The 20,310-nt window shown below is 59.0% G+C and carries 20 protein-coding genes; 8 read left to right on the forward strand and 12 right to left on the reverse strand.

Going from position 1 to position 20,310, the window contains the following annotated elements:
* The first annotated feature begins 13 nt into the window (after positions 1-13).
* From AC2FNR_RS06195 to AC2FNR_RS06210, 4 genes are read left to right on the forward strand one after another with little or no spacing between them, the layout of a single operon-like run.
* Positions 14-1,210, forward strand: coding sequence for a formate dehydrogenase subunit gamma (locus AC2FNR_RS06195; RefSeq protein ID WP_496848426.1), 1,197 nt, complete (start codon positions 14-16; stop codon positions 1,208-1,210).
* Entirely contained in the window at positions 1,211-2,470 is a 1,260-nt protein-coding gene (locus tag AC2FNR_RS06200; RefSeq protein WP_496848427.1) for a c-type cytochrome, read from the forward strand. It begins immediately after the preceding gene.
* 16 nt (positions 2,471-2,486) lie between these two features.
* The gene (locus AC2FNR_RS06205) at positions 2,487-2,612 is read left to right on the forward strand and encodes a hypothetical protein (protein ID WP_269149587.1); all 126 of its coding nucleotides are present in this window, start codon (positions 2,487-2,489) and stop codon (positions 2,610-2,612) included.
* On the forward strand, positions 2,613-3,485 hold the full coding sequence (locus AC2FNR_RS06210) for a substrate-binding domain-containing protein (RefSeq protein ID WP_496848428.1): 873 nt from the start codon (positions 2,613-2,615) through the stop codon (positions 3,483-3,485).
* Here AC2FNR_RS06210 and AC2FNR_RS06215 read toward each other — a convergent pair.
* From AC2FNR_RS06215 to AC2FNR_RS06255, 9 genes are all read right to left on the reverse strand, one after another.
* Positions 3,482-4,300: an ABC transporter substrate-binding protein gene (locus AC2FNR_RS06215; protein WP_496848429.1), complete on the reverse strand. Its 819-nt coding sequence runs from the start codon at positions 4,298-4,300 to the stop codon at positions 3,482-3,484. The two genes, AC2FNR_RS06210 and AC2FNR_RS06215, sit on opposite strands and share 4 nt — an antisense overlap.
* A gap of 20 nt (positions 4,301-4,320) precedes the next feature.
* Positions 4,321-5,055 (reverse strand): ATP-binding cassette domain-containing protein, encoded by a 735-nt coding sequence (locus AC2FNR_RS06220; protein ID WP_496848430.1) that lies wholly within the window; start codon positions 5,053-5,055, stop codon positions 4,321-4,323.
* Positions 5,048-5,761 (reverse strand): ABC transporter permease, encoded by a 714-nt coding sequence (locus AC2FNR_RS06225; protein WP_496848431.1) that lies wholly within the window; start codon positions 5,759-5,761, stop codon positions 5,048-5,050. The genes AC2FNR_RS06220 and AC2FNR_RS06225 overlap by 8 nt, the downstream gene beginning before the upstream one ends.
* A 152-nt stretch (positions 5,762-5,913) precedes the next feature.
* Entirely contained in the window at positions 5,914-6,903 is a 990-nt protein-coding gene (locus AC2FNR_RS06230; RefSeq protein ID WP_170750741.1) for an ABC transporter substrate-binding protein, read from the reverse strand.
* Between the two features lie 53 nt (positions 6,904-6,956).
* Positions 6,957-7,802 (reverse strand): ABC transporter permease, encoded by an 846-nt coding sequence (locus tag AC2FNR_RS06235; protein ID WP_170352867.1) that lies wholly within the window; start codon positions 7,800-7,802, stop codon positions 6,957-6,959.
* Entirely contained in the window at positions 7,799-8,716 is a 918-nt protein-coding gene (locus AC2FNR_RS06240; RefSeq protein WP_170353150.1) for an ABC transporter permease, read from the reverse strand. Before AC2FNR_RS06240 ends, AC2FNR_RS06235 begins: the two co-directional genes overlap by 4 nt.
* 4 nt (positions 8,717-8,720) lie before the next feature.
* Positions 8,721-9,518 (reverse strand): ABC transporter ATP-binding protein, encoded by a 798-nt coding sequence (locus AC2FNR_RS06245; protein ID WP_170750737.1) that lies wholly within the window; start codon positions 9,516-9,518, stop codon positions 8,721-8,723.
* A gap of 462 nt (positions 9,519-9,980) precedes the next feature.
* On the reverse strand, positions 9,981-11,435 hold the full coding sequence (gene hydA / locus AC2FNR_RS06250; RefSeq protein ID WP_170352863.1) for a dihydropyrimidinase: 1,455 nt from the start codon (positions 11,433-11,435) through the stop codon (positions 9,981-9,983).
* 92 nt (positions 11,436-11,527) lie between these two features.
* Entirely contained in the window at positions 11,528-12,778 is a 1,251-nt protein-coding gene (locus AC2FNR_RS06255) for a Zn-dependent hydrolase (RefSeq protein WP_496848432.1), read from the reverse strand.
* Positions 12,779-12,949: 171 nt separating this feature from the next.
* Here AC2FNR_RS06255 and AC2FNR_RS06260 point away from each other — a divergent pair, with 171 nt between their 5' ends.
* Positions 12,950-13,558 (forward strand): TetR family transcriptional regulator C-terminal domain-containing protein, encoded by a 609-nt coding sequence (locus tag AC2FNR_RS06260; protein ID WP_496848433.1) that lies wholly within the window; start codon positions 12,950-12,952, stop codon positions 13,556-13,558.
* 34 nt (positions 13,559-13,592) lie between these two features.
* Here the strand turns inward: AC2FNR_RS06260 and preA are convergent, their stop codons facing one another.
* From preA to AC2FNR_RS06275, 3 genes are all read right to left on the reverse strand, one after another.
* Complete coding sequence (gene preA / locus AC2FNR_RS06265; protein WP_170750731.1) at positions 13,593-14,897, reverse strand: NAD-dependent dihydropyrimidine dehydrogenase subunit PreA; 1,305 nt, start codon at positions 14,895-14,897, stop codon at positions 13,593-13,595.
* Between the two features lie 44 nt (positions 14,898-14,941).
* The gene (locus AC2FNR_RS06270; protein ID WP_496848434.1) at positions 14,942-16,276 is read right to left on the reverse strand and encodes an NAD(P)-dependent oxidoreductase; all 1,335 of its coding nucleotides are present in this window, start codon (positions 16,274-16,276) and stop codon (positions 14,942-14,944) included.
* A 160-nt stretch (positions 16,277-16,436) separates the two neighbouring features.
* Complete coding sequence (locus tag AC2FNR_RS06275; RefSeq protein ID WP_480867392.1) at positions 16,437-17,069, reverse strand: cupin domain-containing protein; 633 nt, start codon at positions 17,067-17,069, stop codon at positions 16,437-16,439.
* Between the two features lie 163 nt (positions 17,070-17,232).
* On the opposite strand from AC2FNR_RS06275, the gene AC2FNR_RS06280 reads away from it, so the two are divergent.
* The 3 genes from AC2FNR_RS06280 to AC2FNR_RS06290 all read left to right on the forward strand — a co-directional run bounded on the left by AC2FNR_RS06280 (position 17,233) and on the right by AC2FNR_RS06290 (position 20,307).
* The gene (locus AC2FNR_RS06280; RefSeq protein WP_496848435.1) at positions 17,233-18,228 is read left to right on the forward strand and encodes a GT-B fold glycosyltransferase domain-containing protein; all 996 of its coding nucleotides are present in this window, start codon (positions 17,233-17,235) and stop codon (positions 18,226-18,228) included.
* A gap of 72 nt (positions 18,229-18,300) precedes the next feature.
* Entirely contained in the window at positions 18,301-19,593 is a 1,293-nt protein-coding gene (locus AC2FNR_RS06285) for an O-acetylhomoserine aminocarboxypropyltransferase/cysteine synthase family protein (RefSeq protein WP_480867389.1), read from the forward strand.
* 3 nt (positions 19,594-19,596) lie between these two features.
* The gene (locus tag AC2FNR_RS06290) at positions 19,597-20,307 is read left to right on the forward strand and encodes a GNAT family N-acetyltransferase (RefSeq protein WP_480867388.1); all 711 of its coding nucleotides are present in this window, start codon (positions 19,597-19,599) and stop codon (positions 20,305-20,307) included.
* The last annotated feature ends 3 nt before the right edge of the window (positions 20,308-20,310 follow it).

Raw genomic sequence — 20,310 nt, forward strand, 5'->3', positions numbered from 1 at the left:
AGGGAGAGAACCCATGCGCCTGATCCAATTTCTGCTCTTCTCGCTCTTCCTGACCGGAGCCGCATGGGCGCAGGACGCCCCGGAATCCCCGGCACCGGATCGCTCGGCCACCGGAGGTGCCACGACGCTTGAGGATATTCTGGCCCGTCAACGGGGCGAGAAAGTGGACAACACTTATCGCTCGGAAAACACTGGCCAAGGCAATGTCGAAGGTTTGCTGGGGCAGTTTGGCACTACCGGTGTGGCTTCGGACAGTGATGTCTATCGCGCGCTACGCTATGGGTCGGCGGATGTTACCGTGTCGTCTCAGGGGCCCGCGGCCAGTGTTCTGATCCAGGATGGCGGCATGTGGTGGTGGGCTTTCCGCACCGGACCGTTGCGCGAATACGGCACCTACATCATTGCCGGCATGGCCGCCGTGATCCTGTTGTTCTTCCTGATCCGCGGCAAAATCCGCATTGATGGTGAGAAAACTGGGCGCACAGTCACGCGTTTCAACGGTTTCGAACGGTTTGGCCACTGGCTTTTTGCTGGATCGTTTTTGATCCTCGGGCTCACTGGATTGCTGACGCTTTACGGTCGAGACTTTCTAATCCCAATCTTTGGAAAAGAAGGCTTTGCGACGATCGCGCAAGCCTGCAAATGGCTTCATAACAACTTGGCATGGGCCTTCATGCTGGGCCTCGTCATCGTCACTGTAAACTGGATCGCCCATAACATCCCAAACCGTACTGACCTAAAGTGGTTAGCCGCTGGCGGTGGGCTTTTCACCAAAAACAGTCATCCTCCAGCCAAGAAATTCAATGCAGGGCAAAAGGTCATTTTCTGGGCCTGCATTTTACTGGGCGTGTCGATCAGCCTGTCGGGTTTGTCCCTGTTGTTTCCGTTCGAGATGCCCCTGTTTGCCAAAACTTTCCAGATCGCCAATGCAACCGGTTTGCCTCAGGCAATGGGACTGAATCTGCCGGTGCAAATGTCGCCGCAAGAGGAAATGCAATACGCCCAAGTCTGGCACGTGATGATCGCCTATGTCTTTATCGCCATCATTATCGCGCATATCTATCTGGGCTCGGTGGGGATGGAGGGCGCGTTCGACGCCATGGGAACCGGCGAGGTCGAAGAACAGTGGGCGCGTGAACACCATTCGCTGTGGCTGGCAGAGGTGCAGGAAAAAGAGGCTGCCAAGGGCGCAGCCTCGCCTGCCGAATAGATGCGCGTACTGGCGCTGATCCTTGCGCTGATCCCCCTGCCCGCGTGGTCCGAGTTCTTTACGCTAAAAGGCCATGGCGGGCCGATCATGGGGATCGCGACGGCCCCGGATGGGCGGATCGCCACGGCAAGCTTCGACAACTCGGTCGGCCTCTGGTTCGACCAGATGCCCGAATGGCTGGAAGGCCACGAGGCGGCGGTAAACGCAGTCGCCTTCAACGGCACCGCGATCTATTCCGCAGGTGATGATTTCACCCTGCGCCGCTGGCCGGGCGGAGAGGTCGTTGGCCAGCACAGGGGCAAGATCGTCCATATCGCAGCCTCAAAAACCCATGTGGCGACGGCCAGTTGGGACGGCACAATTGGCCTTTGGCCGGCGGATGGGTCGGACCCAACGGTTTTGTTTACGGGCGGCGGTGTCAATGCGGTTGTGTTTACGCCCGACGGATCACAGCTCTATTCCGCCGGGGTCGACGGGGCGTTGCGCCTGTGGGATGTCGCAAGCGGGCAGGAAACTCTGCGTGTGGTCGAGCATGGCTTTGGCATCAATGAGCTGGTCCTAAACGCGCAAGACACCTGGATCGCCTATGGCGCGGTCGATGGCGTGACCCGCATTCGCGATCTGACCACGGGTGAGGAACGAGATTTCACCCTCGACCGCCGTCCTATTCTGGCGCTGGCGCTCAGCCCGGATCGCAGCTTGTTGGCGGTCGGGGATGGCGAAGGCTATATCATGCTCATCGACACGGTCGATTGGCGCATCGCACAGGATTTCCGCGCCACGTTGCGCGGGCCAGTTTGGGCGCTGGCCTTTTCGCCGGACGGCCAGAACATCCATGCAGGCGGGATTGACGAGGCTATGTATAGCTGGCCCATCACCACCCTCCGCGAACAGGAACAGATGGCCGCCGTAGAGCCCAGTTTCCTGAAAAACCCCGATCAGATGAGCAATGGTGAGCGGCAGTTTGCCCGTAAATGCTCAATCTGTCATAGCCTGACACCAGACGGCCAGCGCCGCGCCGGGCCGACGCTGCATGGGGTGTTCGGACGCAAGGCCGGGTCACTGCCGGGATATTTCTACTCGGATACGCTGCAAGACTCTGATATCATTTGGAATGACGAGACCATAAATGCCCTTTTCGACGAGGGGCCAGACCACTACATTCCGGGGTCGAAGATGCCGATGCAGCGGATCACGCAGCCCAGCGACCGGGACGATTTGATCGCCTTTCTGCGCCGCGCCACGGCACCGGAAAACTGAAAACCGGAGGAGACAGATGAAAGCCTTCCTTGCCGCCGTGGCCGCCATGGTCGTCATTGCAATAGCAGCGCCTTTTGTGCTGAATCAGATCGGATTCAGTGCCGCCGATGCTGGAACCGGTTCAGCGGTGCGCCTCGACTGAATGCCTGAATTCCTGACCACAAAGGAACTGGCCGACCTGCTGCGTATCGGCGAGCGTAAAGCCTATGATCTGGCCTCGTCAGGCGAGGTACCCTGCGTACGCGCCATGGGAAAGCTGCTGTTTCCCCGCGCCGAGGTCATCGCCTGGCTGAACGCGTCGCGCAGTGGCCCGCAGGTGGCCGAACCGCCCCTACCCCCGATTGTCGCGGGCAGCCATGATCCACTTCTGGATTGGGCGCTGCGCGAAAGCGGTTCGGGGTTGGCGACGTACTATGACGGCTCGTTCGATGGCCTGAACCGGTTGAAAGACCGGACTGCGCAGGCCGCCGCGCTGCATATTCACGAAGACGGCGGGTTCAACCTTGGGGCTCTGCGCGGTGCGTTGGGCGAGGCGCCGGTGGTTTTGTTCGAAGTTGCACAGCGTCAGCGTGGTTTGCTGTTGGCTCCGGGTGTGAGTGACATCTCAGGATTTGCCGACCTGAAAGGCCGCCGCGTGATCCTGCGGCAGGAGTCGGCCGCCAGCCAGCGCCTGTTTGACGGGCAACTGGAGGCACATGGCCTCACCCGCGCGGATCTGGACGCCCTGCCCACCTGCGCCCGTACCGAGGAAGAGCTGGCCATCGCGCTGCATGACGGCAAGGCCGAGGCCGGGTTTGGTCTGGGCGCGCTGGCGGGGCTATATGATCTGGGCTTCTGTCCGACCCATGCTGAACGGTTGGACCTGGCCATCTGGCGGCGGGCCTATTTCGACGAACCGATGCTGAAACTGCTGGCCTTTGTGCAATCCGACCGATTTGCCGCCCGCGCCGCAGAGTTTGGCGGCTATGACCTAAGCCATCTGGGCACGATCCATCACAACGGAGCCAGCGGTTAAGACCCGCTGGCGTTGGGAAAGAACAACTGCTGGCCATCCAGCTTGTAAGACGCAATCGCCGCTTGCCCGTCCGGCCCGGTCAGCCAATCGATGAACCGCTGGCCCGCTGCAGCCCGAACACGTGGATGCTTGTCCGGGTTCACCAGAATAACGCCATATTGGTTGAACAGACGCGGGTCGCCCTCGACCATCACCTCAAGATTGCCCCTGTTGCCAAAGGATTGCCACGTGGCGCGGTCAGTCAGCACATAGGCATCCATCCCGCTGGCCACATTCAGGGTCGCCCCCATACCCGAGCCCGTCTCGCGATACCATGCGCCCGATGCAGCCGTGGGATCAACCTCGGCCGCAGTCCAATGGCGCATCTCGGCCTTATGCGTGCCGCTGTCATCCCCGCGCGAGGCAAAGGGGGCCTCGGCCTCGGCCACAGCGGTCAAAGCCGCCACGATATCCGCGCCGCCTTTCACCTTGGCCAGGTCGGATTTCGGCCCAACCAGAACAAAATCGTTATACATGACGTCAAAGCGTTCGACGCCCCAACCATCGGCGACGAACTGATCCTCGGCCTGTTTGGCATGGACCAGCAGCACGTCTCCGTCCCCGTTGACCGCATTGCGGATCGCCTGCCCGGTGCCAACAGCCACCACACGCACGTCTATCCCAGTTTCGGCCTCGAACCCCGGCAGGATATAGTCCAGAAGCCCCGAGTTCTGCGTGGATGTGGTCGATTGCACGACGATAAACGGCTCTTCGGCGAACGCAGGTGCGGCCAGGCCAAGCGAAAGCAATGCTGCCCGAAGAAAATTCCGGATCATTTCGATCTCCGTCTTATTGATTAAGTCACAAGCCCGCCCGCCAGATAGCGGCGTGCGGCATCACTTTGAGGCGCGGTTAAGACCTGTTTAGCCAACCCATGTTCAACCACATGCCCACCCTGCATCATGACGATATCCGCAGCCAGTCGGCGAGCCTGCCCAATGTCATGGGTCACCATGACAATCCGCACGCCGCGACTTGATGCCCTCAGGATCATCCGCTCGATCATCTGGGTCGCGCTTGGGTCCAGCGCGCTGGTGGGTTCGTCCAGAAACAGCGTCTCGGGGTCCAGCGCCAGCGCGCGCAGGATGGCCAGCCGTTGAGCCTCGCCCCCGGACAAGGATCGCGCGGGCTGACGCGCCTTGCCTTCCAGCCCGCCCTCAGCCAACAGGCTTTCGATCCGTAGCTTGCGGGCACCGCGCGGCAGCCCCTGACGTTTCAGAACGAAATCAAGATTGGCCGCAACCGAGCGGCGCAGCAGCACAGGTTGTTGAAACACCATCGCCTGTTGCGCTTTGTGCCTATCGGTCAGCCGTGACCCATCCTGCTCAACCCGCCCCTGATCCGGTTCGATCAAGCCATGCAAACAACGCAAAAGCAGGCTTTTGCCAGCCCCGTTCGGCCCCAGGATCAGTGTCGGACCCGGCCCGTCCAGCGAAAGGCGCGAAACATTAAGCAGCGCTTTGCCGTTTCGAACAACGCGCAAATTTCGCACCAACAGGCTGCTGGCTGTATCACATAGCATATCACGCATGACTCAGCCCTTCCTGTTCAGCGCGCAGGCTGACTGCGCTGACCATAGCGTTTACCGCGATTGCAATTCCGATCAGGATCGCGCCCAACGCCAATGCCAGCGCCAGATTGCCCTTGGAGGTCTCAAGCGCGATGGTCGTGGTCATCACCCGCGTCACGTGATTGATGTTGCCGCCCACGATGATCACCGCGCCCACCTCGGCGATAGCGCGGCCAAACCCGGCCAGCAGCGCCGTGATCAACGCCAGCCGCGCGTCCCATAGCAGCACCGGGACCGAGGCCAGACGCGACACGCCCAGCGATCGCAACTGTTCCGAATATTCCTCGGCTAGCATCTCAATCACCTGTCGTGTCAGAGCAGCTACGATCGGTGTCACCAGCACGACCTGTGCGATGATCATGGCCGTGGGCGTATACAGCAGTTCCAGCACACCCAATGGCCCTGAGCGCGACAGCATCAGATAAACCAACAGCCCCACAACGACCGGAGGGAACCCCATCAAAGCATTCATCAACACGATCATCGCCCGCCGCCCCGGAAAGCGCGCAACGGCCAGCGCTGCCCCAACAGGCATCCCGATCAATGCAGCGATCAGCACGGCAAAAATCGAAACTTTCAGGGACAACAGAACAATCGCCCACAACTCGGCATCCCCGTTCAGGATCAGAGCCAAAGCCGATGTAAATTCTGCTGCAAATCCCTGCATAATCTCCCCATATCCACGCAATCGGAACCAAATGCGTTTAATTTCATAGTAATACTAAGGCATTTTTCAACGAATGGCACACACTTTTCCGGCATCTCAAACGCAAAACGCGGCCCCCGAAGGGACCGCGTCAAATGCGTCTGACAGACGACTTAGTTCAGGGCTGCATCCGTGATCTGATGTGTCCAAGCGCCCTCAGGCTGCTTGGTGATCACTGGATCCGACCCGCCAGCCAGCAGTGTGCCCACCGTGCGTTCAAAATCCGCAGGGTCCAGCGCACCGTTCGAACCAGCGGTCAGCTTGGCGATTTCACCCATCATGCGCTTTTGGTGCTCTTCAGTCTGGGCACCGGTCGCGTCGTTTTCCAGCACGATTTCGGCCGCCTCATCCGGGTTTTCCTCGGCGTATTTCCAGCCTTTCATCGATGCGCGCACAAAGCGTTCCATCTTGTCCGTAAAGGCCGCATCACTGAGGTTTTCCTCAAGCACATAGAGACCGTCTTCCAACGTGGCGACGCCCTGATCTTCGTATTTGAACGTCACCAGCTCATCAGGGCTAACGCCTGCGTCGATCACCTGCCAATACTCGTTGTAGGTCATGGTGCTGATGCAATCGGCCTGACGCTGCAACAGAGGGTCCACGTTAAAGCCCTGTTTCAGAACCTCAACTCCGCTTTCGCTCTTGCCACTGGTGTCGATGCCCAGCTGGCTCATCCAGCTCATGAACGGAAATTCGTTGCCAAAGAACCAGACACCTAGCGTACGGTTCTTCAGATCCTCGGGCGAAGTGATCCCCGCATCCTTCCAGCAGGTCAGCATCATGCCCGAGCTTTTGAAGGGCTGGGCGATATTGACCAGCGGAAGCCCCTTTTCGCGCGCGGCCAGCGCGGCGGGCATCCACTCAACGGTTACATCCGCGCCGCCCCCTGCGATCACCTGCGTGGGTGCGATATCGGGGCCGCCGGGCAGGATGGTGACGTCCAGCCCCTCTTCCTCGTAGAACCCTTTGTCTGCCGCCACGTAGTAACCCGCAAACTGCGCCTGCGTGACCCATTTCAGCTGCAATGTCACCTCATCCGCCGACCATGCCGCACCGGCTGTAAGTCCAAAGGCAGCAAGCGCCCCGCTAAGTAGCTTATTCATCTTCATGTCTCCTAGTTGCTGTTGGTGCCCCGTTTTCGGGGTCTGTTGAAGTGTTATCCTCTTTGTGACGGGTGCCAGAAGGTCACCGCCTTTTCGATCATCGCGACCGCGCCATAGAATGCGGTTCCGGCTAGTGCGGCTACCACGATCTCGGCCCAGACCATATCCAGCGAAAGCTGACCGACGCTGGTGGAAATCCGAAAGCCCATACCCAGGGTCGGAGAGCCAAAGAACTCGGCCACGATAGCGCCGATCAGCGCCAATGTGGTGGAAATCTTCAACCCGTTGAACACAAACGGCATCGCCGCAGGCAGGCGCAGTTTCAGAAAGCTCTGCCAATAGGTTGCGGCATAGGTCTCCATCAGGTCGCGCTGCATCGCCGTGGCCTCGCGCAGGCCGGCCACGGTGTTCACCAGCATCGGAAAGAACACCATCACAACGACGACTGCGGCCTTGGAATGCCAGTCGAACCCAAACCACATCACAAGAATGGGGGCCGTGCCGACGATGGGCAGAGCGGCAACGAAATTCCCCACGGGCAGCAGACCCAGACGCAGGAAATCCCAGCGGTCCACGGCGATCGCCATCAGAAACGCGGCACCACACCCGATGATGTAGCCGCTAAGCGCCCCTTTGACGATGGTCTGCACGAAGTCCGCCCACAGGATCGGCAGACTGTCCGCAAAGCGCACCGCAATCACCGAGGGCGCGGGCAGGATGACCAGCGGCACTTCGAGCCCACGCACCAGCAGCTCCCACATACCGATGATCGTAAGGCCAAAGATCAGCGGGGCCAGAACGCCCACCATTCGCGTGTCAGCATAAGGCCCGCTGGCCAGACGGCCATTCACCCACCAGCCCAGCAGCCACAGAAGGATTGCACCAATAACCAAGATCATTGCGCCATTCCCATTCGTTTCAGCACCGTCCGTTCGATCAAGCCCAGCAGCGCCACAAGACCGGCCGCCAGAATGGCCGCCGCAAACAGGGCCGACCAGATTTGCACCGTCTGACCATAATAACTGCCCGCCAGCAGACGCGCGCCCAGGCCAGCGACGGCCCCGGTCGGCAGCTCACCAACGATGGCCCCGACCAGCGAAGCAGCGATGCCGATTTTCAGCGAAGTGAACAGATACGGCATCGAGGCTGGCAGGCGCAGTTTCCAGAAGCCTTGCGACCGACTGGCACCATAGGTGCGGAGCAGGTCCAGCTGCATCGCGTCGGGGCTGCGCAGACCTTTGACCATACCTACGACCACCGGGAAAAAGCTGAGATAGGCCGAGATCACCGCCTTGGGAATGATGCCCTGAATGCCCACCGAATACAGCACCACGATAATCATGGGCGCCAGCGCGATGATCGGGATGGTCTGGCTGACAATGGCCCATGGCATCACCGACAGGTCCATCACCCGGCTATGCACAATCCCCACCGCCAGCAAAATGCCCAACCCGGTGCCGATGGCAAATCCCAGCATCGTCGCACTCAGCGTCACCCAGCCATGATAGATCAGCGACCGTTTCGAGGTGATCTTTTTCTGCACCGTCGTCTCCCACATTTCAATGGCGACCTGATGTGGCGCAGGAAGACGGGGGCGGTCCTGCTCCCACGTGGCGGGGATGGCAAAGCTGTTGTTCAGCACCAGGCCGAACTCGGACATGTCGCGCCGATCCTTGGCCGAGGGCGGCTGCACCTCGGCCCCTGCCCGCTCTTGTTCGGTCAGCACGCCCTTGATGTTCATCGGCACGCAGGCCGCGTACCAGAACGCAACGATCACGGTCAGGACGGTCAGCACCGCCCAAAAGGCTTTCAGGCCGCTAGTCATCCGAATGCCCCGCCCGCAGCCCTTCACGCACGCGATGAGCGACCTCAATAAACTCGGGCGTGTCGCGGATATCCAAAGGCCTTTCCTTTGGCAGAGGGCTGTCGATCACATCCGTAATCCGCCCGGGCCGAGGGCTCATCACCACGATCTTGGTGCTGAGATAGACCGCCTCCGGGATCGAATGCGTCACGAATCCGATGGTCTTGCCCGTCCGCGCCCACAGCGCCAAAAGCTGTTCATTCAGGTGATCGCGCACGATTTCGTCGAGCGCGCCAAAGGGTTCATCCATCAGCAGGATATCGGCGTCAAAGGCCAGCGCCCGCGCGATACTGGCCCGCTGCTGCATCCCGCCCGACAGCTGCCACGGGAATTTGCCACCAAAGCCCGCCAGATCGACCAGTTCCAGAACCTTGCTGACCCGTTCTTCCTGTTCGGCCGCCGAATAGCCCATGATCTCAAGCGGCAGTTTGATGTTCTTGGCGATGGTCCGCCACGGATACAGCCCAGCGGCCTGAAACACATAGCCATAGGCCCGTTTCCGCCGCGCCTCATCCGGGGTCATGCCGTTGACGGTCAGTGTTCCCCCGGTTGGCGTCTCAAGCGCCGCAATACAGCGCAGGAAGGTGGTCTTGCCACAGCCCGAGGGGCCGATAAAACTGACGAAATCGCCCTTGTCGATGGTCAAGTTCACATCTTTCAACGCGTGAACCGGGCCATCATTGGTTTGGAAGGTGAGGTCGAGATTGGCAGCTTCTACGACTGCGGAATTGTTGTTTGGATCGGTTGGCATTTCTTACTCAGGAATAGGCAGTGTGACACACGCCGCAATCATTGCGGCAGGGACTCCGAAAATTAACAGGAAGGCATTCCCAAAGGGCTGACTAGCTGAACTGAAAGCCCAAAACAGTATGCCAGCGCCAGTCCAGGAAAACACGGATACAGCTACTGCCGCGATCAGTGTAGGCCCGCGGCGACCGATTGGAAGTCTGGTGACGACGCGACGCATCGCCACAAAAACAACGCAACCCGGAAATAGCGCGCAAAGCAGTATCGGACCCCATATTGGCCATCCGAGCAGCAAAGTAAGCGTTAACATCGACAGCAGGCTGGGAAGCAAGTTCGCTAGACCAATTTTGGGCAGTGCGAGCATTGCACCAATTACCCAAAACGCGAGCACAGCGATTAGCGTGGCGAGAACCGCGAACGCAATAAACTGAATCGCAGTTGGGTATTCTGTGCTTTGCGTCAACTCTTAAACCCCCGTCGCCGGAATACCCGTCCGCTCGACCGGACGCGGTGCGGTCAACTCTTTCCAAGTGCTCAGCGCCCGGTTCACATGCCCGTTCGGCTCGCGCGCTACGAAGTCGCCATGACCTTCCTGCGTACGGATTTCCCCGTCATGTACGGCCACCTGACCGCGTGTCAGGGTAAAGCGTGGCAAGCCCTTGACCTCTTTGCCTTCGAACACGTTGTAGTCGATCGAGGACTGCTGCGTCTCGGCGCTGATCGTCTTGGTTTTTTCGGGATCCCAAACAACGATATCCGCGTCAGCCCCAACCAGAATCGCACCCTTTTTCGGATAACAATTCATGATCTTAGCGATGTTTGTTGAAGTGACAGCCACGAATTCGTTCATCGTCAGACGCCCGGTGTTTACACCATAGGTCCACAGCATTGGCATCCGATCTTCCAACCCGCCGGTCCCGTTGGGGATCTTGGTGAAATCACCCACGCCATAGCGTTTCTGATCGGTCGTAAAGGCGCAATGGTCGGTGGCCACCACGCTCAGCGTTCCTGAATGCAGCCCGTTCCACAGGCTGTCCTGATGCTGCTTGTTCCGGAACGGAGGGCTCATGACCCGACGCGCCGCGTGGTCCCAATCCTGATGGAAATACTCGCTTTCATCCAGGGTCAGGTGCTGGATCAGAGGCTCGCCCCACACCCGCTTGCCATTCATCTTGGCCCTACGAATGGCCTCATGCGCCTCTTCACACGAGGTATGCACTACATACAAAGGCACACCTGCCATGTCGGCGATCATGATGGCCCTGTTCGTGGCCTCGCCCTCAACTTGAGGCGGGCGGGAATAGGCATGCGCCTCGGGCCCTGTATTGCCTTCGGCCAGCAGCTTGGCGCTGAGCTCAGCCACCACATCGCCGTTCTCGGCATGAACCATGGCGATCCCGCCCAGCTCGGCCAGACGTTTGAACGAGGCAAACAGCTCATCATCATTCACCATCAACGCGCCTTTATAGGCCATGAAATGCTTAAACGTGTTGATCCCGCGCGTCTCGATCACGGTCTTGATGTCGTCGAACACCTGCTCACCCCACCAGGTGACGGCCATGTGGAACGAATAATCGCAATTCGCCCGCGTCGATTTGTTGTCCCAACGTTTCAACGCATCCAGCAGGCTCTCACCCGGATTGGGCAGCGCGAAATCCACCACCATCGTGGTGCCTCCGGCCAAAGCCGCCCGCGTCCCGCTTTCGAAGTCGTCGCTGGAATAGGTGCCCATGAACGGCATCTCAAGATGGGTATGCGGATCAATCCCACCCGGCATGACATAGCAGCCAGTCGCATCAAGCTCTTTGTCGCCCTTCAGATCCAAGCCGATTTCGGTGATCACCCCGTCCTCGACCATGACGTCTGCTTTATAGGAAAGATCCGCGGTTACGACGGTCCCATTCTTGATAACAGTGCTCATTTTAATCTCCCTGACGCGGTCTGCGCCGCTTGCTTCATCTGGCTAAAAATACCTCGGGGGAGTCGCCCAGCGGGCGACGGGGGCAGCGCCCCCTACTCCACGATCTCCGCCGTCTCAACGACCGCATGAAACAGAACATCCGTCCCGGCTGCTGCCCAGTCCTTGCTGATCTCTTCGGCCTCGTTATGGCTCAACCCATCCACGCACGGACACATCACCATGGCCGTCGGTGCCACACGATTGATCCAACACGCATCATGCCCCGCGCCCGAGATGATATCCGTGTGCGAATAGCCCAGCCGCTCAGCCGCATCGCGCACTGCGGCCACGCACCCTTCGTCGAATTGCACCGGATCGAACCCACCCACCTTCTCGAACTCGATCTGCAGGCCCATTTCATCCACGATATCCTCAGCCGCGACCCGCAGACGCGCCTCCATATCCTTGATCACCTCCAGATCGGGCGAGCGGAAATCGACCGTGAACACTACTTTGCCCGGAATCACATTGCGCGAGTTCGGGAACACATCGATATGCCCCGCCGCCCCAACTGCATGAGGCGCATGGGACCATGCGATCTCATCCACTTTCTCAAGTATGCGCGCCATCGCCAGCCCGGCATTCTTGCGCATGGGCATCGGAGTCGAACCGGTATGTGCATCCTTGCCCGTCACCGTGATCTGCGTCCAGCTGAGGCCCTGACCATGAGTGACCACACCGATATCCTTGCCCTCGGCCTCAAGGATCGGGCCCTGTTCGATATGCAGCTCAAAGAACGCATGCATCTTGCGCGCGCCAACCTCTTCGTCTCCACGCCAGCCAATCCGTTGAAGCTCATCACCAAAAGCCTTGCCTTCGGCATCTTCGCGCGCATACGCCCAATCCTGCGTATGCACTCCGGCAAACACGCCCGATGACAGCATGGCTGGCGCGTACCGGGTACCCTCTTCGTTGGTCCAGTTGGTTGCAACAATGGGGTGTTTCGTCTTGATCCCCAAATCATTCAGCGTGCGGATGACCTCCAGCCCGCCCAGAACCCCCAGCACACCGTCATACTTGCCGCCCGTCGGCTGCGTATCCAGGTGCGAGCCTACGTAAACCGGCAGCGCGTCCGGGTCTGTCCCTTCGCGCCGGGCGAACATGTTGCCCATCTGATCGAGCCCCATCGAACAGCCCGCATCCTCGCACCATTTTTGAAACAAGGCGCGGCCTTCGGCATCCTCATCCGTCAAGGTTTGACGATTGTTGCCACCGGCTACGCCGGGGCCGATTTTGGCCATCTCCATCAGGCTGTCCCACAACCTGTCGCCATTAATCCGTAGGTTCTGCGCCGGAGCTGCCATCTTGTTCTTCCCTGTCGCTTGCGATTTGGCTCGCTTTTGGTGTCTTGATTTGACCATCTGGTCAAACTCACGCTATCACGGGTTCGAGATCAGTCAAGAAATTGCAGGACACCGCCAGATTTTTTGACCTATTTCACGCCCGAATGCCGGAAAAAGAGACAGCCTGAAAACATGCCTAAAGACCGCGCCCCGACCCGTATTCAGAAAAAGAACCGCGCCGCGATTCTCGAGGCCGCATTAAACGTGTTTTCAGCGCACGGATTCCGGGGTGCAACCGTGGATCAAATCGCGGCCGAAGCGGGTCTGAGCAAGCCAAACCTGCTATATTACTTCCCTTCGAAAGAAGCGATTCATACCGCCCTTCTGTCCGGCCTGCTAGACGTCTGGCTGGCCCCTTTGCACGATTTGGACGAAGCGGGCGATCCGATGCAAGAGATTCTCTCGTACATCCACCGCAAGCTGGAAATGAGCCGTGACCTGCCGCGAGAAAGCCGCTTGTTTGCCAACGAACTGGTTCAGGGTGCCCCCAGAATTCATGCGGCTCTGTCGAGTGACCTCAAGTCGCTGGTCGATGAAAAGACCGCTATTCTGATCAGATGGATGGATCAGGGTAAAATTGCAAAACTGCATCCTTATCACCTGATCTTTTCGATCTGGGCACTGACGCAGCATTATGCGGATTTTGATGTTCAGGTCCGCGCGATACTAGCTAATGAAGACCCGTTCGAAGGCGCTGAACCCTTTATCGATACACTGTATCGCAAACTTCTGACGCCCTGATAAAAGGGGCCGATTGCCGGCCCCTTTTTTGTGATTACTCAGCCGCTTTGGCCATCGGGTTGTTCGGGTGCGTCGTCCAGTTCGCATAGTTGGGCTGCACTTCGCGGCCAGTGCGTGGGTCTACCTCTCCCGCGGCCATCGGCTCCATGGAAATACACCCATCTACGGGACACACATCCACACACAGGTTGCAGGCAACGCATTCATCGTCCATCACCTCAAAAACACGGTCTTCAGACATTGAAATCGCCTGATGGCTGGTGTCTTCGCACGCAGCGTAGCAACGGCCGCATTTGATGCACTGGTCCTGATCGATCTTTGCTTTTGCGACGTAGTTGAGGTTCAAATACTGCCAATCCGTCACGTTTGGCACAGCCAGACCAACAATTTCAGAGACGTCTTTGTACCCCTTCTCATCCATCCATTTCGACAGCCCGGCGGTCAGTTCGTCGATGATTTTAAAGCCATAGGTCATCGCAGCAGTGCAGACCTGAACTGTACCACAACCCAACGCCATAAACTCGGCCGCATCGCGCCATGTAGTCACGCCCCCGATGCCGGAAATCGGCAGGCCATGCGTCGCTTGAGCCCGCGAAATCTCGGACACCATAGACAGGGCAATCGGTTTCACCGCCGGACCGCAATACCCTCCGTGGCTGCCTTTGCCGTCGATCGAGGGTTCAGGGCTGAACGTGTCCAGATTGACGCTGGTGATCGAGTTAATCGTGTTGATCAGCGACACCGCATCAGCGCCGCCATTCTTTGCGGCTTCGGCAGGTTTGCGAATATCCGTGATGTTTGGCGTCAGCTTCACGATCACCGGGCGGTCATAGTATTTTTTGCACCACCGGGTGACCATCTCGATATATTCCGGCACCTGGCCGACAGCAGATCCCATGCCACGCTCGCTCATGCCATGCGGACAGCCAAAGTTCAGCTCGATCCCATCTGCCCCGGTTTCAGCGACCCGTGGTAGAATAGCTTTCCACGCCTCTTCCTCGCACGGAACCATGATCGAAGCGATCAGCGCGCGATCCGGGTAATCGGCCTTGACCCGCGCCATCTCTTCAAGGTTCACCTCAAGCGGACGATCGGTGATCAACTCGATATTGTTCAGACCCAGCAACCGCCGATCCGCGCCATAGATTGCACCGTAGCGAGGCCCGTTTACGTTCACCACCGGAGGCCCCTCGGACCCCAGCGTTTTCCAGACCACACCGCCCCATCCGGCCTCGAACGCGCGGCGGACATTGTATTCCTTGTCGGTCGGCGGCGCCGAGGCCAGCCAGTACGGGTTCGGGCTTTCAATTCCCAGAAAGTTAGTTTTTAAATCAGCCATTTATCCGGCCCTCCTGATGCTGATCAGCATCCAAAATCACAATTTCACGCCGTCAGTGCGGCGTGGATGTCCATTGCCGCATCGCGGCCCTCGGCTACAGCGGTCACGGTCAGGTCTTCGCCGCCGGCAGCGCAGTCGCCTCCGGCCCAGACACCCGTGATCGAGGTACGCCCTGCGCCCGTGACAGCGATCTTGTTACCGTCGAGTTTCAGCCCTTCGGGCGCGCCCTCCAGCGTCTGACCAATCGCTTTCAACACCTGATCTGCAGGCAGGCGGATTACCTCGCCTGTGCCGGTCAGTTGCTCACCTTCGCTAGATGTATACTCCAGCTCAATCTCAGCCGCTGCGCCGTTCCCATGCACAGCCACGGGTTGCACATTGGTCATGATCTTGACCCCATGCGAAGCCGCCAAGTCCTGCTCGTACCGGCTGGCACCCATGGCGTCGCGGCCCCGGCGATAAGCGATGGTCACATGCTCGGCCCCCAGCAGCTTGGACTTTACCGCCGCGTCAACAGCGGTCATGCCACCTCCGATGACAACGACATTGCGCCCCACGGGCAATGCCGCCAGATCACTGGCCTGCCGCACGTCCGAGATGAACTCGACCGCCGGGCGCACGCCGTCTTTGTCGACGCCACCGGCGCGCAGGGCATTCACCCCTGCCAGACCGATCGACAGGAACACCGCGTCGTAATTCGTGGACAGCCCATCCAGCGAGATCGTCTCGCCCAGAACCGATCCCGTCTCAATCGTGATACCACCGATCTGCATCAGCCAATCCACCTCGGCCTGCGCGAAGTTGTTGGTCGATTTATAGGCTGCGATCCCGTACTCGTTCAGGCCGCCGGGCTTGGGCTTGCTTTCGTGAATGACAACGTCATGCCCCAGCATCGCCAGCCGATGCGCGCAGGCCAGCCCAGCGGGCCCTGCCCCGATCACCGCGACGGTCTTTCCGGTCGGCGCGGCACGGTCGAACGGATGCGCCCCGCCCGCCATTACACTATCGGTCGCATAACGCTGCAAGCGCCCAATCTCGACCGGAGCCCCTTCGGCAGCCTCGCGTACACAGGCTTCTTCACACAGTGTCTCGGTCGGACATACGCGGGCGCACATACCGCCCAGAATGTTTTGCGCCAAAATGGTCTCGCCCGCTGCTTCGGGCTGCCCGGCCTGAATATGCCGCATGAACAGCGGGATATCGATCTCGGTCGGACAAGCCGCCACACACGGCGCGTCATAGCAGAAATAGCACCGATCAGCAGCCACGGCAGCCTCGTGCGGGGCCAGTGGTGGATGCAGATCCGTGAAATTCGAGGTCAGCTCATCGCTGGAAAGCCGCCCGGAGACAATGCCGGGGGCCATCTGGCCCTGTGCCATCGCTCTACTCCCTGTAGATATGGTTGTTATGGGATCAGCTTGCCACAGTCTGAAATTTTATCAATTGGTAAAATTTGCCAAATGGTCAAAAAATCAAAAAACCGGGCTCAGCGGCCCGGTTTTCGGAAAAATATGCCTGTTTTTGATGCAGCGGCGAAATTCAAACCATCTGCGATAGATGCCCAGACTTGATCCAGACCCGTGCGCCGGCCTCTCCTGCCGTGGCGACGGAGTGGGTGCCGGGCGGCAAGCGAAGCCAATCCCAATCGGAAAACGCCTCATCCGATTCCCGAACAGTGCCTTCGATGACAAACAGCTCGAGCCCCTTTTCGGCATTCAAATCCAGCGCTTCATTCGGCGCCAAACTGAGAACCCGCACGTCCTCAAGGTCATCCTTGAACAGCTGGAGTTTTTCTGCCCCCTCGATTGACCGGCGCACTTCGGTTCTGTCTGCAGGGTCGAACTGATGCAGCTTGACCAGAATCGTCGCGCCGTTCTTGGCCGAGGGCGTATGAGAGGACGTCGGCGGGTTGCGCACATAGCTGCCGACCGGAAAGTCGCCTGTTTCGTCCTGAAACACTCCATCCAGAACCAGGTATTCCTCGCCGCCATCATGGGTATGCGCAGCGAACGCGCTGCCCGGCGCAAATCGTACGATTGTAGTGGCGCGGGCAACTTCTTCACCGATACGGTCCAGCATTTTTCGCTCGACCCCGGCTGCGGGGGACGCGACCCATTCGTTCTGATCAAAGTGGACGGCGACGCGCTTTGTGAAATCTGCGTTGACCCTCATGCGGTATCTCCTTCTGGACATCTCAGCCTAAGATGGGGGCATCACGCCGGTTTTCAATTTTTGCATCATGCGATCGTCTTCACATCTGGTTTTGTCTGCATACCCTGCGTACTGTGCCGCCAATAGATAACCAATAGATAATACGAGCGACGACCACCGACCGATGCAGGCCACCCCTTCGAAATTCAATATTGTCATCATTGGCCAGAACAACCGGCTGCAATACGAGGCATTGCTGTTTGCCGCCTCTTTGCGCCACAGCAGCCCCAATTTCGCCGGCCGCCTGTTTATCGCTGTTCCACAACCCAGCCAACGTTGGTCACAAGATCCCAGCATCCAGGACGAAGATATCCTTAAAGCGCTGCGCCAATTGGATGCCGAGCTGCTGCCTTTTGAAAATCAGGTCTTTGGCCAGACTTACCCGCATGGGAACAAGATTGAGGCGTTGTCGGCTTTGCCAGAAGGCGAGCCGTTTGTGTTCTTCGACAGTGACACGCTGATCACCGGAGATTTGCACGCTGTTCCCTTCGACTTTGCCCACCCCGGTGCATCGCTGAAAGTCGAGGGGACATGGCCACGCCCAACGCTATATGGGCCCGGATATGATGGTATCTGGAAGGCGCTTTATCACAGGTTCAATCTTGATTTCGAAAGTTCGGTCGACACGAGCCAACCGCATGATTATTGGCGGCGGTATTTGTACTTTAACGCTGGCTATTTCTTCCATTCTTGCCCCCGCATCTTTGGCGACAGGTTCCGTGACTATGCGCGCACTATCCGGGATGAAGATATCCCAGAGCTGGCCGGCCAGACATTGGACCCCTGGCTTGACCAGATCGCTCTGCCCTTGGTGATCCATTCCCTTGGCGGGGGGCGAGACGCCCTGCCCCACGGCCTGTTGGATGGCACCGTGAGCTGTCACTATCGCCTGTTCCCACTGCTTTACGCACGTGAAAGCGACCATGTGGTCGAGCTGCTGGAGACGGTGGTAGCGCCAAACCGCATCAAAAAAGTGCTCAAAGGGTATGAGCCGATCCGAAAGCTGGTCATTCAGCGAAAGGGTCACAAGATCCGCGAGATGTTCGACCGAGACAACCTGCCCCAACGCGAGCAGGCTATACGTAACAAAATCAAGGCAAAGGGCCTATGGATGCGCTGACAGGATTGTTGTGCGCAGCCCGTCAATCGCCTACAGAGTCTGCAACCAAAAAATCAACGGGAGATTTCCAGAATGTCTGACGGCCCAAGCTACGGTTTCGACACGCTTCAGATTCATGCGGGCGCACGTCCCGATCCGGCGACAGGTGCGCGCCAAACGCCAATCTACCAAACCACCGCTTACGTGTTCCGCGACGCCGATCACGCCGCTGCGCTGTTCAACCTGCAAGAAGTGGGCTTCATATACTCCCGCCTGACCAACCCGACCGTGGCCGTTCTGCAAGAACGCGTCGCCACGCTGGAAGGCGGCGTTGGGGCTGTGTGTTGTTCCTCGGGTCACGCCGCGCAGATCATGGCGCTGTTCCCTCTGATGGGACCGGGGTGTAACGTCATTGCCTCGACCCGCCTTTATGGCGGCACGGTCACTCAGTTCAGCCAGACCATCAAACGCTTTGGCTGGTCCGCCAAATTCGTCGACATGGACGATCCCGAGGCGGTAAAAGCCGCGATTGATGACAACACCCGTGCGGTGTTCTGTGAATCCATTTCGAACCCCGGCGGCTATGTGACCGATATTCGGGCGATGGCTGACATCGCCGACGAAGCCGGCGTACCGCTGATTGTCGACAACACTTCGGCAACACCTTACCTGTGCCGCCCCATTGAACAGGGCGCGACATTGGTGGTGCACTCGACCACCAAATACCTGACCGGGAACGGCACCGTCACCGGCGGCTGCATCGTGGATTCGGGCAAATTCGACTGGTCAGCGAATGACAAGTTCCCCTCGCTCAGCGAGCCCGAGCCAGCCTATCACGGGTTGAAATTCCACGAGACCTTTGGCCCGCTCGCCTTTACCTTCCACGGCATCGCCATCGGTCTGCGCGATCTTGGCATGACCATGAACCCGCAAGCCGCCCACTACACGCTGATGGGGATCGAGACCCTGTCGCTGCGGATGGAGCGTCATGTCGAGAACGCACAAAAGATCGCGGCCTGGCTCGAGGCGGACGACCGCGTCGATTATGTGACCTATGCGGGCCTGCCCTCGTCGCCCTATCACGACCGGGTCAAGGCACAATACACCAAGGGTGCCGGTGCCCTGTTCACCTTTGCTGTAAAGGGCGGCTATGACGCCTGCGTCAAACTTGTGAACGCACTGGAAATCTTCAGCCACGTCGCGAACCTTGGCGATGCGCGGTCGCTGATCATCCACTCGGCCTCGACCACGCACCGTCAGCTGACACCCGAACAGCAAGAGGCCGCAGGGGCCGGTCCGGGGGTTGTTCGCGTTTCGATCGGGATCGAAGACGTCAATGACCTGATCGCGGATCTGGACCAGGCTTTGGCAAAGGCGACTGCCTAAATCATGCCACGGCACACGATGAACTCACTTGGCCAACCCGTGGGCATGCCGGTCTCGGGTGAGTTTCCTCGCCCGACGCCAGCTCGCACGGGCATGCAGGGTCGGTTCTGTTCAGTGGTGCCTTTGGACGCGAAACAGCATACGTCCGGTCTGTACCGGGCGTTTGCCGAAGACAAGGACGGTCGAAACTGGACCTATCTGCCCGAAGAACCAATAACATCTGAAGTGGCTTTCGCAGATTGGATGGTTTGGGCTGAGAACAGCGCAGACCCGTTGTTTCACACGGTGCTTGACGGCGATGGAGCTCCGGTTGGGCATGCCACATATCTGCGCATTCAGCCCGACGCCGGGGTCATCGAGGTCGGGTACATTCATTTCTCACCCTTGTTGCAGCGCACCCCTCTGGCCACCGAGGCCATGTATCTGATGATGCGCCGCGTCTTTGATGAGCTTGGCTATCGGCGCTATGAGTGGAAATGCGACGCCCTGAATGCCCCCTCACGTAGCGCGGCCGAGCGGTTGGGCTTTACCTTCGAAGGCATTTTTCGCCAGGCAACCCACTATAAAGGGCGCAACCGGGACACCGCGTGGTATTCAATTCTGGATAGTGAATGGCCACGCATCCAGACTGCGTTCGAAACATGGCTATCGCCAGAAAACTTCGACCAATCGGGCCAGCAGCGTCACACACTGCAGGCCCGAGCGGCTGAGTAGTAT

The organism is Ruegeria sp. SATB045, assembly GCF_059613525.1.

Excerpts from the sequence above, each read along its gene's own strand:
- AC2FNR_RS06225 (WP_496848431.1), bottom strand. The coding sequence starts at position 5,761 with ATGCAGGGATTTGCAGCAGAATTTACATCGGCTTTGGCTCTGATCCTG.
- AC2FNR_RS06200 (WP_496848427.1), top strand. The coding sequence starts at position 1,211 with ATGCGCGTACTGGCGCTGATCCTTGCGCTGATCCCCCTGCCCGCGTGG.
- AC2FNR_RS06235 (WP_170352867.1), bottom strand. The coding sequence starts at position 7,802 with ATGATCTTGGTTATTGGTGCAATCCTTCTGTGGCTGCTGGGCTGGTGG.
- AC2FNR_RS06290 (WP_480867388.1), top strand. The coding sequence starts at position 19,597 with ATGCCACGGCACACGATGAACTCACTTGGCCAACCCGTGGGCATGCCG.
- AC2FNR_RS06245 (WP_170750737.1), bottom strand. The coding sequence starts at position 9,518 with ATGCCAACCGATCCAAACAACAATTCCGCAGTCGTAGAAGCTGCCAAT.
- AC2FNR_RS06280 (WP_496848435.1), top strand. The coding sequence starts at position 17,233 with ATGCAGGCCACCCCTTCGAAATTCAATATTGTCATCATTGGCCAGAAC.
- AC2FNR_RS06210 (WP_496848428.1), top strand. The coding sequence starts at position 2,613 with ATGCCTGAATTCCTGACCACAAAGGAACTGGCCGACCTGCTGCGTATC.
- AC2FNR_RS06285 (WP_480867389.1), top strand. The coding sequence starts at position 18,301 with ATGTCTGACGGCCCAAGCTACGGTTTCGACACGCTTCAGATTCATGCG.
- AC2FNR_RS06195 (WP_496848426.1), top strand. The coding sequence starts at position 14 with ATGCGCCTGATCCAATTTCTGCTCTTCTCGCTCTTCCTGACCGGAGCC.
- AC2FNR_RS06220 (WP_496848430.1), bottom strand. The coding sequence starts at position 5,055 with ATGCGTGATATGCTATGTGATACAGCCAGCAGCCTGTTGGTGCGAAAT.
- AC2FNR_RS06205 (WP_269149587.1), top strand. The coding sequence starts at position 2,487 with ATGAAAGCCTTCCTTGCCGCCGTGGCCGCCATGGTCGTCATTGCAATA.
- AC2FNR_RS06215 (WP_496848429.1), bottom strand. The coding sequence starts at position 4,300 with ATGATCCGGAATTTTCTTCGGGCAGCATTGCTTTCGCTTGGCCTGGCC.
- AC2FNR_RS06255 (WP_496848432.1), bottom strand. The coding sequence starts at position 12,778 with ATGGCAGCTCCGGCGCAGAACCTACGGATTAATGGCGACAGGTTGTGG.
- AC2FNR_RS06230 (WP_170750741.1), bottom strand. The coding sequence starts at position 6,903 with ATGAATAAGCTACTTAGCGGGGCGCTTGCTGCCTTTGGACTTACAGCC.
- AC2FNR_RS06275 (WP_480867392.1), bottom strand. The coding sequence starts at position 17,069 with ATGAGGGTCAACGCAGATTTCACAAAGCGCGTCGCCGTCCACTTTGAT.
- AC2FNR_RS06260 (WP_496848433.1), top strand. The coding sequence starts at position 12,950 with ATGCCTAAAGACCGCGCCCCGACCCGTATTCAGAAAAAGAACCGCGCC.
- hydA (WP_170352863.1), bottom strand. The coding sequence starts at position 11,435 with ATGAGCACTGTTATCAAGAATGGGACCGTCGTAACCGCGGATCTTTCC.
- preA (WP_170750731.1), bottom strand. The coding sequence starts at position 14,897 with ATGGCTGATTTAAAAACTAACTTTCTGGGAATTGAAAGCCCGAACCCG.
- AC2FNR_RS06270 (WP_496848434.1), bottom strand. The coding sequence starts at position 16,276 with ATGGCACAGGGCCAGATGGCCCCCGGCATTGTCTCCGGGCGGCTTTCC.